Source organism: Oerskovia douganii (assembly GCF_015142735.1).
GTDB classification, from domain to species: Bacteria; Actinomycetota; Actinomycetes; order Actinomycetales; family Cellulomonadaceae; genus Oerskovia; species Oerskovia douganii.
In genome coordinates this window covers 77,160-91,331 of the sequence record NZ_JACSPN010000009.1, presented here as the reverse complement: position 1 = coordinate 91,331, position 14,172 = coordinate 77,160, and the positions used below count along the sequence as shown (strand labels likewise).

Genomic DNA, 14,172 nt, shown 5'->3' with positions numbered 1-14,172 from the left:
CCAGAGCCAAGGACGTACTCGTGGACGCGCTGCGCATCATTCTCCAGATCCTGCTGGTCATCACCAGCGGCTTCTTGACCCTCCTCGTGCTGATGCACAAGGGCAAGGGCGGCGGCCTGTCCGACATGTTCGGTGGCGGCATCTCGAGCAGCGCAGGCAGCTCGGGGGTGGCCGAGCGGAACCTCAACCGCATCACCATCACGTTCGCGATCACGTGGACCGTCGTGATCGTCCTCCTGGGGCTCATCCAGAAGGTCAGCTGACCCTGCGCCGCACCGGCGGCACGGGGTAGGGAACCGTTCCGGGACGCGGACGGTCGTGAGTCAGGGGAGTGAAGTCGTGGCTGGTGGCAGTGCTATCAAGGGGTCTCGCGTCGGTGCGGGCCCGCTGGGGGAGACGGAGCGGGGCGACATCGCACCGCGTGTCTGGGTCGCCTACTGGTGCGCCAACGGTCACGAGACCCGGCCCAGCTTCTCGTCCGAGGCGGAGATCGTCACGCCCGAGACCTGGGACTGCCCGCGCTGCGGTCTGCCCGCGGGCCTCGACCCGGCGAACCCGCCCAGCGCGCTGCGCAACGAGCCGTACAAGACGCACCTCGCGTACGTGAAGGAGCGCCGGAGCGACGAGGACGGGGTCGCGCTGCTCGAGGAGGCGCTCGCCGCGCTCCGAGCACGCCGCGGCCGCTAGGCCCCTCACCACACGTCGTCACCGTCCCGCCCGGGCAGGGCAGGACACACCGCACAGCGGGGCCCGTCCATGTCGGACGGGCCCCGCTGTGCTGCATCCTGCGAGCTCTCCCGGGCGCTCCGGTGCTCCCGGGAGCGACCTGGGCCGGCGGACGGGCTGCCGCCGGCCCGTCCGGTCAGGACACGCGGCCGCTCGCTGCGAGGTCGACGAGCCACAGCGTGCGCTGCGTCCCGAGCGCCCCGGCCGCCGGGGTCGTGGTCACGGGGTCACCGGCGAGGGCCGAGGCCACCGCAGGGGCCTTCTCCGCGCCCGCGGCGACGACCCAGACCTCCTGGGCCGCCTGGATCGCGGAGAACGTCAGCGAGACGCGCTCCGGCGGCGGCTTGGGGGAGTCGTGCACCCCGGTCGTCGTCCCCTGCGCGTCGAGCCCCGCGTTCCCGGGGAACAGCGACGCGACGTGTCCGTCCGGGCCCATGCCCAGCAGGAGGACGTCGAACGCGAGGTGCGTGGCGCCGTCGGGCGTGAAGCGCGAGATCTCGTCCGCGTACAGCGCGGCCGACTCCTCGGGGGTCCCGACGCCGTCACCCGGCGCGGGCACGACGTGCACGTTCTCCGGGGGCAGGGTCGGCAGGTGGTCGAGCAGGGCCTCGCGCGCCTGCGTCTCGTTGCGCTCGGGGTCACCCGTGGGCAGGAACCGCTCGTCGCCCCACCACAGGTGGACGCCCGTCCAGTCGACGGCGTCGCGCACCGGGTGCGCGGCCACGGCCGCGAGCGAACGGATGCCGACCGTCCCGCCCGTGAGGACCACGTGGACCGGGGTGCGCACGGACTGGATGTCGAGGACGCGGGTCAGGAGCCGGGCCGCGACGGCCTCGGCGAGCACGCCCGCGTCCGGGTGCACGACGACGAGCCGTGGCCCGTGCGACGGGGACGCAGCCCCGGAGCCGGCCGTCATTCGCCGATCCTTGCCAGGCCCTTGGTGAGGACCTCGCCGTAGACCTCGTCGGGGTCCAGCCGGCGCAGCTCCTCGGTGAGGCACTCCTCGAGCTGGCGCAGGGGCAGCGAGAGGCAGCGGTCCGGCTGCCCGGGCTGGGTCAGCGTCACGATGCGCCCGTCGGGGCGGGACAGCACCACGGGCCCGCCCTTGCGCTCGAGCGTCACCTTGGTGATGCCCTCGACGCCACGGCGGCGGACGAGCCGGACCGGGCACCGGAGCTGCTGGGCGAGCCATGCCGCGAGGATGTCGACCGAGGGGTGGTGCTCCTCGCCCTCGACCTCGACCGCGGTCACCGACTCGTACGGCGGCTGGTCGAGCGCGGCCGCGATGAGGCCGCGCCACAGGGTCACGCGGGTCCATGCGAGGTCCGTGTCGCCCGGGTGGTGGCTCTTGCTCAGGCGCTGGAGCGTCTGGAGCGACTTGCCGGCGTTGACCGCGTCCGTGATGCGGCGGTGGGCCATCTGGCCGACCGGGTCCGCCGACGGGTTGTCAGGCGTCTCGCGGGGCCACCAGGCCACGATCGGGGCGTCCGGGAGCAGGAGCGGCATCACCAGGGTGTCGGTGTGCGCGACCAGCGGACCCGAGGGACGCAGGATGATGACCTCGCTGGCCCCCGCGTCGCCCCCGATGCGGATCTGGGCGTCGAGCCGGGCCGTCGTTCGCTTGTTGGCGGGCGCGACGACCACGACGCGGCAGGGGTGCTCGCGCGAGGCGCCGTTGGCCGCGGCGACCGCGTCCTCGACGTCGGCCTCCTCGGCCAGGACGACGAGGGTCAGGACGCGACCGAGGGCCACGGCACCACCCTCGTCGCGCAGCTTCACGAGGCGCTTGTTGACCGCATTGGTCGTCGTCTCGGGGAGATCGATGATCATGAGGTGGGGCTCCAGTTCGAGGTCCGGCCGGGGTTCCGGGGCAGGCGGGAGATCGGTGCGGTCACGGGCGTCGCCAGGTGCGGCCGTCGCGGGCCATCATCTCGTCGGCCGACTCCGGACCCCAGGTGCCCGAGCGGTAGGGGTCGGGCGCGCCCTTGGACTCCCAGAACGCCGTGATCGGGTCGAGGATCTTCCAGGAGAGCTCGACCTCCTCGTGGCTCGGGAAGAGCGGCGGGTCACCCAGCAGGACGTCGAGGATGAGCCGCTCGTAGGCCTCGGGGGAGGACTCGGTGAACGCGTGGCCGTAGCCGAAGTCCATCGTCACGTCGCGGACCTCCATGGCGGTCCCGGGCACCTTGGCACCGAAGCGGATCGTCACCCCCTCGTCGGGCTGGACCCGGATCACGAGCGCGTTCTTGCCCAGCTCGGACGTCGCGGAGGACTCGAACGGCAGGTGCGGGGCCGACTTGAAGACGACAGCGATCTCCGTCACGCGGCGTCCCAGGCGCTTGCCCGTGCGCAGGTAGAACGGGACCCCGGCCCAACGACGGTTGTCGATGTCGACGCGGATCGCGGCGAACGTCTCGGTCGTGGACTCGGGCGAGATGCCGTCCTCCTCGAGGTACCCGACGACCTCCTCGCCACCCTGCCACCCGGCCGAGTACTGGCCGCGCGAGGTGTGGCGGCCCAGGTCGCGCGGGAGCCGCACGGCCGAGAGGACCTTGAGCTTCTCGGCGCGCAGCGACTCGGCGTCGAACGAGACGGGCTCCTCCATCGCGGTCAGCGCGAGGAGCTGGATGAGGTGGTTCTGGATGACGTCGCGGGCGGCGCCGATCCCGTCGTAGTACCCGGCGCGGCCACCGATGCCGATGTCCTCGGCCATGGTGATCTGGACGTGGTCGACGTAGTGCGCGTTCCAGATGGGCTCGTAGAGCTGGTTGGCGAACCGCAGCGCCAGCATGTTCTGGACGGTCTCCTTGCCCAGGTAGTGGTCGATGCGGAAGACCGAGTCCGGCGAGAAGACCTTGGAGACGACGTCGTTGAGCTCGCGCGCGCTGGTCAGGTCGTGGCCGAACGGCTTCTCGATGACCACGCGGCGCCAGGCGTCCTCGCCCGAGCGCGAGAGCCCGGAGCGCGAGAGCTGCTCGCAGACCAGGGGGAACGCGCTGGGCGGGACCGAGAGGTAGAACGCGTGGTTGCCGCCCGTGCCGCGCTCCTTGTCGAGCTCCTCGACGGTGGTGCGCAGGCGCTCGAACGCCTGCTCGTCGTCGAACTCGCCCTGGACGAACCGGATGCCCTCGGCGAGCTGCTTCCAGGTCGCCTCGCGGAACGGCGTGCGCGCGTACTGCTCGACGGCGTCGCGCACCACCTTGGCGAAGTCCTGGTCGGCCCAGTCGCGGCGCGCGAACCCCGTGAGTGCGAAGCCGGGCGGGAGCAGACCGCGGTTGGCGAGGTCGTACACGGCGGGCATGAGCTTCTTGCGGGCGAGGTCGCCCGTGACGCCGAAGATCACGAGGCCGCTGGGCCCGGCGATGCGGGGGAGTCGAAGGTCACGCGGGTCGCGCAGCGGGTTGTGCTCTGCGCTGATCTTTGCCGGTCTCAACTGATGTCACCGTTCTCGTCGGCGGGGGATGGGATGGTCGGGCGGCCCGTCCGGCGGACCGGGACAGAGCCTAGGTGGTGGTCGTGGGTGACCACGGAGGCGTCCAGGTCCGCGGACGCCGGTGCGGCGCCGTGCGGTGCGCCGGTCGCGCGGGAGGAGGTCACGGTGCGCCGTCGCCCGCGCGGGCGAGACCGGCGGCGACGGTGCTGAGCAGCTCGGTCCAGCTGGCCTCGAACTTCTGGACGCCCTCCGCCTCGAGGTGCTCGGTGACCTGGTCGAGGGAGACCCCGAACGACTCGATGGCCTCCAGGGTCGAGCGCGAGGCGGTGTAGGTGTCCGCGACGGTGTCGCCGAGCACGACACCGTGGTCCGCGAACGCGTCGAGCGTGGCCTGCGGCATGGTGTTCACCACACCGGGAGCGATCAGCTCGTCGACGTACATGGTGTCGCGGTAGTCCGGGTTCTTGACGCCCGTCGAGGCCCACAGGGGCCGCTGCGGGTGGGCGCCCGCGGACTCCAGCGCGCGCCACCGGTCGGTCTGGACGAGCTGCTCGTAGGCCTCGTACGCGAGCCGCGCGTTGGCGATCGCGGCGCGGCCGCGCTGTTCCAGGGCCTCGGGGGTCCCGATCGCGGTCAGGGCGGGGTCGACCGCCGAGTCCACGCGCGAGACGAAGAACGAGGCGACCGAGGCGATGCGCGTCACGTCGTGGCCGGAGTCGCGGGCCTGCTCGAGCCCCGCGAGGAAGGCGTCCATGACCTGGCGGTAGCGGGCCAGGGAGAAGATGAGCGTCACGTTGACGCTGATGCCCTGGGCCAGGGTGCGCTCGATCGCGTCGAGGCCCTCGACCGTGGCGGGGATCTTGATGAGGACGTTGGGACGGTCGACCGTCCGCCACAGGCGGACAGCGGTCTCGACCGTGCGGTCGGCGTCGCGGGCCAGGCGCGGGTCGACCTCGATCGAGACGCGGCCGTCCACCCCGTCTGTCGCGTCGTAGACCGGCCGCAGGACGTCGGCCGCCTCGCGGACGTCGTCCGTGGTGATCCGTTCGACCGCTGCCTCGACGTCGGTCCCGGCGGCGGCCAGCTCGGCGAGCTGTGCGTCGTAGGCGTCGCCCGCCGCGAGGGCGCTCGCGAAGATCGTGGGGTTGGTCGTGACACCGACGACCGCCCGCGAGGAGATCAGCTCGGCGAGCCCTCCGCCGCGCAGGCGTTCACGGGAGAGGTCGTCCAACCAGATGGAGACTCCCGCCTCCGACAGCTCACGGACGGGTGCTGGCGCAGTGCTGTGCTGGACGGACATGGCTCTCCCTCTCGTCGTCTGGCGGCCGTCCTCACGGACGGTCCAGGAGGGGGCGGGCGATGACCGCCCCCTCCTGGAATCTACGGATGGTCAGAGCTGGTCGCCAGTGCCACCGACCGAGGGGACGGGAGCGCCACCGGGGGCCGCACCCGTGCGGGCCGCCTCGATCGACTCCTTCGCGGCGGCCGCGACGGCCTCGGACGTGATCCCGAACTCGCGGTAGAGGATCTTGTAGTCCGCCGACGCCCCGTAGTGCTCGAGGCTCACGGAGCGGCCGGCGTCGCCGACCAGGTCCCGCCAGCCCTGGGCGATGCCCGCCTCGACCGAGACGCGTGCCTTGACGGCCGCCGGGAGCACGCTCTCGCGGTACTCGGGGCTCTGCGCGTCGAACCACTCGCGGCTCGGCAGGGAGACCACGCGGGCCGCGATGCCGTCGGCGGCGAGCTGCTCGCGCGCCTCGACCGCGAGCTGGACCTCGGAGCCCGTGCCGATGAGGATCACGTCGGGCGTGCCCTCGGTGTCGAGCAGCACGTAGCCGCCCCGGGCGGTGCCCGACGCGTCGGCGAAGCCGTCCGTGCCGCGGGGGAACGTCGGGACGTTCTGGCGGGTCAGGATGAGGCCGGCCGGGCGGTCGGTGTGCTCGAGGATCGTGCGCCAGGCCCAGGCGGTCTCGTTGGCGTCGGCCGGGCGGACGACGTCGAGGCCGGGGATGGCGCGCAGCGCGGCGAAGTGCTCGATGGGCTGGTGCGTGGGGCCGTCCTCGCCCAGGCCGATCGAGTCGTGCGTCCAGACGAACGTGGACGGGATCTCCATGAGGGCCGCGAGGCGGACCGCGGGGCGCATGTAGTCGGAGAACGTGAGGAACGTGCCGCCGTAGGCGCGGGTACCGCCGTGCAGGACGATCCCGTTGAGGATCGAGCCCATGGCGTGCTCACGGATGCCGAAGTGCAGCGTGCGGCCGTACTCGTGCCCGGGGAACTTCTTGGTCGCGTGCTCGGCCGGGACGAACGAGGGCTCGCCGTCCATGGTCGTGTTGTTCGAGCCGGCGAGGTCGGCAGAGCCGCCCCAGAGCTCGGGCAGCGTGTCGGCCAGGGCCGAGAGGACCTTGCCGGAGGCGGCGCGCGTCGCGACGTCCTTGCCCGCCTCGAACGTCGGCAGGGACTCGGTCCAGCCGGCGGGCAGCTCGCGGGCCTCGAGGCGCTGCAGGAGCGCGTGGCCGGAGGGGTTGGCGACCTTCCACGCCTCGAACGCGGTGTTCCAGCGCTCGCGCAGCTCGGCGCCGCGCTCGCCCACGGCGCGCGTGTACTCGAGGACCTCGCTGGGGACGTCGAACGACGTGTCGGGGTCGAGGCCGAGCTCGATCTTGAGGCCGCGGATCTCGTCCGCACCCATCGCGGAGCCGTGGATGCCGCCGGTGTTCTGCTTGGTGGGCGAGGGCCAGCCGATGATCGTGCGCAGCGCGATGATCGAGGGCTTGCCGGTCTCGGCCTGCGCCGCGGCGACCGCGGCGGCGAGCTCGTCGACGTTCTCGGCGTAGCCCGTGCCGCCCTGGGTCCAGTCGACCTTCTGGGTGTGCCAGCCGTACGCCTCGTAGCGCGCGAGGACGTCCTCGGTGAAGGCGATGTCCGTGTCGTCCTCGATCGAGATCTTGTTGTCGTCCCAGATCACGATGAGGTTGCCGAGCTGCTGGTGGCCCGCGAGCGAGGAGGCCTCGGAGGTCACGCCCTCCTGCAGGTCGCCGTCGGAGGCGATGACGTACACGTGGTGGTCGAACGGGCTCTCGCCGGGCGCCGCCGACGGGTCGAGCAGGCCGCGCTCGCGGCGGGCCGCCATGGCCATGCCGACCGAGGACGCGAGGCCCTGGCCGAGGGGGCCCGTGGTGATCTCGACGCCGTTGGTGTGCTTGTACTCGGGGTGGCCCGGGGTCTTGGAGCCCCAGGTGCGCAGCGCCTCGATGTCCTCGATCTCCAGGCCGTAGCCGGCGAGGAAGAGCTGGAGGTAGATCGTGAGCGAGGAGTGGCCCGCGGAGAGCACGAACCGGTCGCGGCCGACCCAGTGCGAGTCCGCCGGGTCGTGGCGCATGACCTTCTGGAAGAGCAGGTACGCAGCGGGGGCGAGCGAGATCGCGGTCCCCGGGTGGCCGTTGCCGACCTTCTCGACGGCGTCGGCCGCCAGGGCCTTGATGGTCTTGACAGCCTGGTCGTCCAGAGGGGACCACTCGAGGGGCTGGTTGGCAGGAACGAACACGTTTACCGGACCTCTTTCCCGTCCGGAGTCTGCGCCCCGGATCATCGTCGACACAACAAGGATCAACCGTTGAACTATTCCGTCGCACACGCCCGGTCGCTCACAGGTGGAGCCGGGGCCGAGCGGGCGGCCGGCCGGTCCGGACGGTGGTCACCACGAAGGCAGGACGCCACGCGGGCCACCAGGGCACCAGGCCGTCGGTTGCTCGACCCAGCCTATACGCGGACCCCCGGAGGGCGTCCCGCCCCGACCACGGGGTGGATCGCGGTCCGATCTCACACTTTTGCCCGACGGCCCAGGGCGGCGGCACCAGAGGGGGAGACGTAACATAAGACGGACGTCCAGCGGGTCGGTGCCGACACGCCCCGGCTGCCGGACGACGCCCCCCGCTTTCCTCGCCAGAACGGAACACCGAAGCGCGTGCACACCACGAGCCAGGCACCGATCGACGAGACGGGTCATCCGTCTCGTCCTGCCGCGACCGCCCAGGTCGCCGGACAGCCCCGTGTCACCGCGGACGGCAGCGCCGTCGCGGGGATCCGGAGCACGATCGGTGCATACATCGCCCTGACGAAGCCGCGCATCATCGAGCTCCTGCTCGTGACCACGCTGCCCACCATGATCCTCGCCCAGGGCGGCTTCCCGGACTTCTGGCTGGTCGTCAAGACGCTGGTCGGCGGCACGCTGGCCGCCGCGTCGGCCAACGTCTTCAACTGCTACATCGACCGTGACATCGACGAGCTCATGAACCGCACCAAGCGTCGACCGCTCGTGACGGGGGAGATCTCCCCGCGGGCCGCGCTGGTCTTCGCGACGGTCCTGGGCGTCGTGGCGCTCGTCTGGTTCGCGCGGCTCGTCAACGCCCCCTCGGCGTGGCTCACGTTCGCCGCCATCGCGATCTACGTCGTCGGCTACACCATGATCCTCAAGCGGCGCACGCCGCAGAACATCGTGTGGGGCGGCATCGCGGGCTGCATGCCGGTCTTCATCGGCTGGTCGGCCGTCACGGAGTCGCTGAGCTGGTCCGCGGTCGCGCTGTTCCTCGTGATCTTCTTCTGGACGCCGCCGCACTACTGGCCGCTGTCGATCAAGTTCAAGAAGGACTACGCGAACGCGGGCGTCCCGATGCTCCCGGTCGTCGCCGACAACCGCAAGGTCGCGCGCGAGATGATCGCCTACACGGTCGCGATGATCGCCTCGTCGCTCGCCCTGTGGTGGCTCGCGCCCATGACGTGGGTCTACGGCGTCGTCGCGATCGGTCTGGGCGCCTGGTTCCTCGCGCTGTGCATCCTGATGCTGCGCCGCGCGAACGACCCGACCAAGGGCAAGCTCGGGGCCATGAAGGTGTTCCACGCCTCGATCACCTACCTGACCCTCCTGTTCGTCGCCGTCGCGGTCGACGTGTTCCTCCCCTTCTGACGGTCGGCCCGGGAACCACGGGATGATCGTTCGACCTGCAGCCGGTGCGCGATGACGCGCGCCGCTGCGGAGGAGTCCGCGCTCGCCGTCGGGCCTGAGCCTGCTCCCGCGGGGGAGGCCCCGCCGCTGCCCGCAGCCCTCGACCGTGCGGTGCGCGAGTACCTCGCCCACCTGACGGTCGAGCGCGGGCTGTCCCCGAACACGGTCGCGGCGTACCGTCGCGACCTCGCGCGGTACGCCGCGTACCTCGCGACGCGGGGCCGCACGGAACCCGCGGACGTCGTCCCGGCCGACGTCACGGACTACGTCACCACGGTCCGCACGGGGGCCGACGGCGCCGCGCTCCTCTCGCCGTCGTCGACGGCCCGGTCCGTGGCCGCGGTGCGCGGGTGGCACCGCTTCTGCGCGCTCGAGGGGCACACCGGCACCGACCCGTCGGCCGAGGTGCGCCCGCCCGCGCAGGGCAGACGCCTGCCCAAGGCGATCTCCGCGGAGGAGGTCGAGGCCATCCTCGAGGCCGCCGGTGCGGGGGAGGGCCCGGGGCCGCTGCGGGACCGCGCGCTGCTCGAGCTCGTGTACTCCACGGGTGCCCGCATCTCCGAGGCCGTGAGCCTCGACGTCGACGACCTGGACCTCGGCACGGGGGCCGTGCGCCTGTTCGGGAAGGGGGCCAAGGAGCGCGTCGTGCCCGTCGGGTCGTACGCGGTGCGGGCCCTGGACGCCTACCTGGTGCGGGGGCGGCCCGCGCTGTCCGCCACGGGCCGCGGCACCCCGGCCGTGTTCCTCAACACCCGCGGCGCTCGCCTGAGCCGCCAGAGCGCGTGGGCGGTCCTGCGCACCGCGGCGGAGCGTGCGGGGCTCGAGCACCCCGAGCGCATCTCTCCCCACACGCTGCGGCACTCGTTCGCGACCCACCTGCTCGCGGGCGGTGCCGACGTGCGCGTGGTCCAGGAGCTGCTCGGGCACGCCTCGGTGACGACGACCCAGATCTACACCCTCGTGACGCGGGAGTCGCTGCGCGAGGTCTACGCGTCGGCGCACCCGCGCGCCCTGGGCTGACGGTGCGGGTTCGCGCCACTCCGGCGCGTGCTCGCGTCGCACGCGGGCCCCTGAGGTAGCGTGGCGGACGTGAGCAGCCAGGCCCCGAGCGAGATCCAGGACGCCGCCGGACCGTTCGACGCACGCGTCGACACGGTGGCGGGCGCCGTCGACGGCGGTGCGGACGTCGCACCCGACAGCACCCCCCGGGTCGATCCCGTCGGCCGCGAGATCCCCGACTTCCCCGTGCCGGCCGTGCTCGCCACGCACGGTCCCGGGCGCATCATCGCGATGTGCAACCAGAAGGGCGGGGTCGGCAAGACGACCACGACCATCAACCTGGGCGCGACGCTCGCCGAGTACGGGCGCAAGGTCCTGCTGGTCGACTTCGACCCGCAGGGCGCCGCGTCGGTGGGCCTGGGCGTCAACCCGCACGACCTCGACCGCACGGTCTACAACCTCCTCATGGAGCGTGGCGCGGACATCCGCGAGGTCATCGTGCCCACGGCCGTCGAGAACCTCGACGTGCTGCCCGCCAACATCGACCTGTCCGCGGCAGAGGTCCAGCTCGTGGGAGAGGTCGCGCGCGAGTCCGTGCTGGCGCGGGTCCTGCGGCCCGTGCAGGACGAGTACGACGTGATCCTCGTGGACTGCCAGCCCTCCCTGGGCCTGCTGACCGTCAACGCCCTCACGGCCGCGCACGGCGTCCTCATCCCGCTCGAGTGCGAGTTCTTCGCGCTGCGCGGCGTCGCCCTGCTGGTCGAGACCATCGAGAAGGTGCGCGACCGCCTCAACCCGCGCCTCGAGGTCGACGGCATCCTCGCGACCATGTTCGACTCGCGCACCCTGCACTCGCGCGAGGTCGTGGCGCGCGTGCACGAGGCCTTCGGCGACAAGCTCCTGCACACCGTGATCGGGCGCACCGTGAAGTTCCCCGACGCGTCGGTCGCGGCCGAGCCCATCACGGTCTACGCCCCCTCCCACCCGGGCGCGACGGCCTACCGTCAGCTCGCCCGCGAGCTGGTCGCCCGTGGCGACGCTGCCTGAGACCGCACCGGCGTCCGCCCGGGCGGACGCCACGCAGGACCAGCAGCCCGCCCCACCGTCGACCGCCTCCGCGGAGGCCCCCGCGCCGGCCGTCCCCTCGACCGACCGGAACGGCAACCCCGCGTTCGAGGTGCACCTCGAGAACTTCTCGGGCCCCTTCGACCTGCTGCTCTCGCTCATCGCGAAGCACAAGCTCGACATCACGGAGATCGCGCTCTCGCAGGTCACGGACGAGTTCATCGCGTACATCCGCACGGCCGAGCGCCTCGCACGCGAGGCCGAGGAGGCGGCGCGGGCCGAGCCGTCGGGCACGGTGCCCGACGGCGCCGCTCGTCCCGGGCGTTCGCGTCGCCCCGTCCCCGGGCGCGGCGGGCACCCCGGCTGGGACCTGGGCACCGCGAGCGAGTTCCTGCTCGTCGCCGCGACCCTGCTCGACCTCAAGGCCGCCAGGCTGCTGCCCACGGGCGACGTCGAGAGCGCCGAGGACCTCGAGCTGCTCGAGGCCCGCGACCTGCTGTTCGCCCGGCTCCTGCAGTACCGCGCCTACAAGCAGGTCTCCGCGGTCATCGCGGACCGGCTCGCGACCGAGGGGCGCCGCTTCCCGCGCATCGTGCAGCTCGAACCTCACCTCGCGGCCCTGCTGCCCGAGCTCGTGTGGAAGCTCGGCCCCGACCAGCTCGCGGCCATGGCGGCCAAGGCCCTCGAGCCCAAGGCGCCCCCGCCCGGGGTGTCGCTGACACACCTGCACGCGCCCGCGGTGAGCGTGCGCGAGCAGGCGAGCATCGTCGTCGGGCTGCTGCGCCGCGAGGGAGCCGCGTCCTTCCGCGTGCTCGTCGCCGACGCGGGCGAGACGATCGTCGTGGTCGCGCGCTTCCTCGCGCTGCTCGAGCTCTTCCGTGAGGGGCTCGTCGCGTTCGAGCAGGTCGAGGCGCTCGGTGAGCTCACGGTCCGCTGGACGGGCGCCGACGACGAGGGGGACGGCGCGCTGGACGCGCTCGCGGCCGTGGGCGAGGAGTTCGACGACGGCGACGTGCTCGTGGGCGACGACGACGTGGAGGTCGCTGCGGACCGCGCGGCCTTGGCTGCCGCGGACGGCGGCGGCGAGATGGCGGACGGCACGGTGCGCACCGCCGACGAGACGCACGCAGGAACGGGGAGAGCATGACGCAGGACACGGTCGGGACGAGCACCACGAGCACCGGCGACGGCGGTGGTGCGCAGGGGAGCGCGCCCGGCGCCGTCCCCCGCGAGACCGACGCCCCGGACGTGACGTTCAGCGCCGAGCACCTGCCGGGCGGGGCGCTCGCGGCCCTCGAGGCCGTCCTCATGGTCGCCGACGAGCCCATCCCGGCCGTCCAGCTCGCCACTGCGCTCGGACTGCCGCAGCGCGAGGTCGAGGACCTGCTCGGCGAGCTGGCCGCGGAGTACCGCGGCGAGCTCGGCGGCAGGCCCCGCGGTTTCGACCTGCGCCAGGCCGGCGGAGGATGGCGCATCTACTCGGCGCCGGTGTTCGCCGACGTCGTCGGACGGTTCCTCCTGGAGGGCCAGAGCGCGCGCCTGACGCAGGCCGCTTTGGAGACCCTCGCGGTCGTCGCGTACCGTCAACCGGTCACGCGCGGCCAGATCTCGGCCGTGCGCGGCGTGAACGTGGACGGCGTCGTACGGACGCTGACGACCCGCGGGCTCGTCGCGGAGGTCGGTCAGGATCCCTCGACGGGTGCGGTCCTGTACGGAACCACGGGATACTTCTTGGAGCGCATGGGCTTCTCGTCGCTCGACGAGCTCCCCGCCCTCGCGCCTCACCTGCCGGACGTCGACTCGATCGTCGACGCCGCAGACCGCACACTCGGAGCGTCCGGGGGCGGGAGCGACCGCGCGCAGCCGCGGCCGCCGGCCCTGCCCGACGACGCTCGACCCAGCACGAACGACGAAGGAACATCATGAGCAGCGCACGCGAGGGTGGCCGTCCGGCCGCCCGAGGACAGCGGTCCGAGAACACCTCGGGCACGGGTCGACCGGGCAGTGGTCGCGCGGGCGGTGGGCGGTCGGCAGGTCAGCGCTCCGCGGCCCCCCGCTCCGGTGCGGGACGCGGGTGGGCGGGCGACCCCCAGGCGGGCAAGAGCAACCCGCCGCGTCGCCGCGCGACCCCCCAGGGCCCCCAGCGTGACGTCCACGTCGCCGACGGCGTCCGCCTCCAGAAGGTCCTCGCGACCGCAGGCCTGGGCTCGCGCCGCGCGTGCGAGGACCTGATCGCCGCAGGCCGTGTCGAGGTCGACGGCGTCGTGGTGCGCGAGCTCGGTGTGCGCGTCGACCCCGAGAAGGCCGTCATCCACGTCGACGGCATGCGGGTCCAGCTCGACCAGTCCCTCGTGACGATCGCGCTCAACAAGCCGCTCGGCGTCGTGTCCACGATGCACGACCCCGAGGGGCGCCCCGCGCTCACGCAGTTCGTCGCGACGCGCCCCGAGCGCCTCTTCCACGTCGGGCGCCTCGACGCCGACAGCGAGGGGCTGCTGCTCCTGACGAACGACGGCGAGCTCGCCAACCGCCTGACGCACCCCAAGTACGAGGTCTCCAAGACCTACCTCGTGACCGTCGAGGGCCGCGTCGCGGGCAACGTCGCCAACAGGCTCCTCCACGGCGTCGAGCTCGAGGACGGCCCCGCCAAGGTGGACCGCTACCGCGTCGTCGACACGACCCCCCAGGCCAGCATGGTCGAGGTCGTGCTCCACGAGGGGCGTCACCGCATCGTCCGCCGCATGTTCGAGGAGATCGGCCACCCCGTGACCCGCCTCGTGCGCACCCGCATCGGCTCGATCCACCTGGGCAACCTGCGCCCGGGCGCGACCCGCGTCCTGGGCCGTACCGAGCTCGGCACGCTCATGGCCGAGGTCGGGCTCTAGCCCGTCCCGGGGCCCCCGGGGGGGCGGACGACCTGCTCGCGGAGCTCCGCGACGGTCTT

The 14,172-nt window shown here is 72.7% G+C and carries 13 protein-coding genes; 8 read left to right on the top strand and 5 right to left on the bottom strand.

The genetic code is table 11. The features are described from left to right. Positions 1-20: 20 nt before the first annotated feature. Together secG and H9623_RS08995 are read left to right on the top strand one after the other, a co-directional pair. Positions 21-263 carry a preprotein translocase subunit SecG gene (gene secG / locus H9623_RS09000; RefSeq protein WP_030152466.1) on the top strand — a complete coding sequence of 81 codons (243 nt, stop codon included), beginning with the start codon at positions 21-23 and terminating at the stop codon, positions 261-263. A 76-nt stretch (positions 264-339) separates the two neighbouring features. After that, positions 340-687 carry an RNA polymerase-binding protein RbpA gene (locus H9623_RS08995; protein WP_193719715.1) on the top strand — a complete coding sequence of 116 codons (348 nt, stop codon included), beginning with the start codon at positions 340-342 and terminating at the stop codon, positions 685-687. 175 nt (positions 688-862) lie between these two features. On the opposite strand, the gene pgl is transcribed toward H9623_RS08995, so the two are convergent. The 5 genes from pgl to tkt form a co-directional block, all read right to left on the bottom strand. Beyond that, complete coding sequence (gene pgl / locus H9623_RS08990; protein WP_193719714.1) at positions 863-1,642, bottom strand: 6-phosphogluconolactonase; 780 nt, start codon at positions 1,640-1,642, stop codon at positions 863-865. Continuing rightward, positions 1,639-2,556, bottom strand: coding sequence for a glucose-6-phosphate dehydrogenase assembly protein OpcA (opcA, locus tag H9623_RS08985; RefSeq protein WP_193719713.1), 918 nt, complete (start codon positions 2,554-2,556; stop codon positions 1,639-1,641). The genes pgl and opcA overlap by 4 nt, the downstream gene beginning before the upstream one ends. Positions 2,557-2,617: 61 nt before the next feature. Continuing rightward, a complete protein-coding gene (zwf, locus tag H9623_RS08980; RefSeq protein ID WP_193719712.1) occupies positions 2,618-4,159 on the bottom strand; it encodes a glucose-6-phosphate dehydrogenase in 1,542 nt (513 codons plus the stop codon). A gap of 160 nt (positions 4,160-4,319) precedes the next feature. Then, positions 4,320-5,459, bottom strand: a complete 1,140-nt coding sequence (gene tal, locus H9623_RS08975) for a transaldolase (RefSeq protein WP_193719711.1) — start codon at positions 5,457-5,459, stop codon at positions 4,320-4,322. A gap of 90 nt (positions 5,460-5,549) precedes the next feature. Beyond that, on the bottom strand, positions 5,550-7,751 hold the full coding sequence (gene tkt, locus H9623_RS08970; protein WP_193719753.1) for a transketolase: 2,202 nt from the start codon (positions 7,749-7,751) through the stop codon (positions 5,550-5,552). Positions 7,752-8,243: 492 nt separating this feature from the next. Between tkt and H9623_RS08965 the strand changes: the two genes are divergently transcribed. From H9623_RS08965 to H9623_RS08940, 6 genes are all read left to right on the top strand, one after another. Beyond that, the gene (locus H9623_RS08965) at positions 8,244-9,125 is read left to right on the top strand and encodes a heme o synthase (RefSeq protein ID WP_321575362.1); all 882 of its coding nucleotides are present in this window, start codon (positions 8,244-8,246) and stop codon (positions 9,123-9,125) included. Between the two features lie 51 nt (positions 9,126-9,176). Next, a complete protein-coding gene (gene xerD, locus H9623_RS08960) occupies positions 9,177-10,184 on the top strand; it encodes a site-specific tyrosine recombinase XerD (protein ID WP_193719710.1) in 1,008 nt (335 codons plus the stop codon). Between the two features lie 135 nt (positions 10,185-10,319). Beyond that, the gene (locus tag H9623_RS08955; RefSeq protein WP_193719751.1) at positions 10,320-11,210 is read left to right on the top strand and encodes a ParA family protein; all 891 of its coding nucleotides are present in this window, start codon (positions 10,320-10,322) and stop codon (positions 11,208-11,210) included. After that, the gene (locus H9623_RS08950) at positions 11,194-12,375 is read left to right on the top strand and encodes a segregation and condensation protein A (RefSeq protein WP_193719709.1); all 1,182 of its coding nucleotides are present in this window, start codon (positions 11,194-11,196) and stop codon (positions 12,373-12,375) included. Before H9623_RS08955 ends, H9623_RS08950 begins: the two co-directional genes overlap by 17 nt. Next, positions 12,372-13,154 carry an SMC-Scp complex subunit ScpB gene (gene scpB, locus H9623_RS08945; RefSeq protein WP_193719708.1) on the top strand — a complete coding sequence of 261 codons (783 nt, stop codon included), beginning with the start codon at positions 12,372-12,374 and terminating at the stop codon, positions 13,152-13,154. Before H9623_RS08950 ends, scpB begins: the two co-directional genes overlap by 4 nt. Further along, a complete protein-coding gene (locus H9623_RS08940; protein WP_193719707.1) occupies positions 13,151-14,113 on the top strand; it encodes a pseudouridine synthase in 963 nt (320 codons plus the stop codon). Before scpB ends, H9623_RS08940 begins: the two co-directional genes overlap by 4 nt. Positions 14,114-14,172 lie beyond the last annotated feature (59 nt).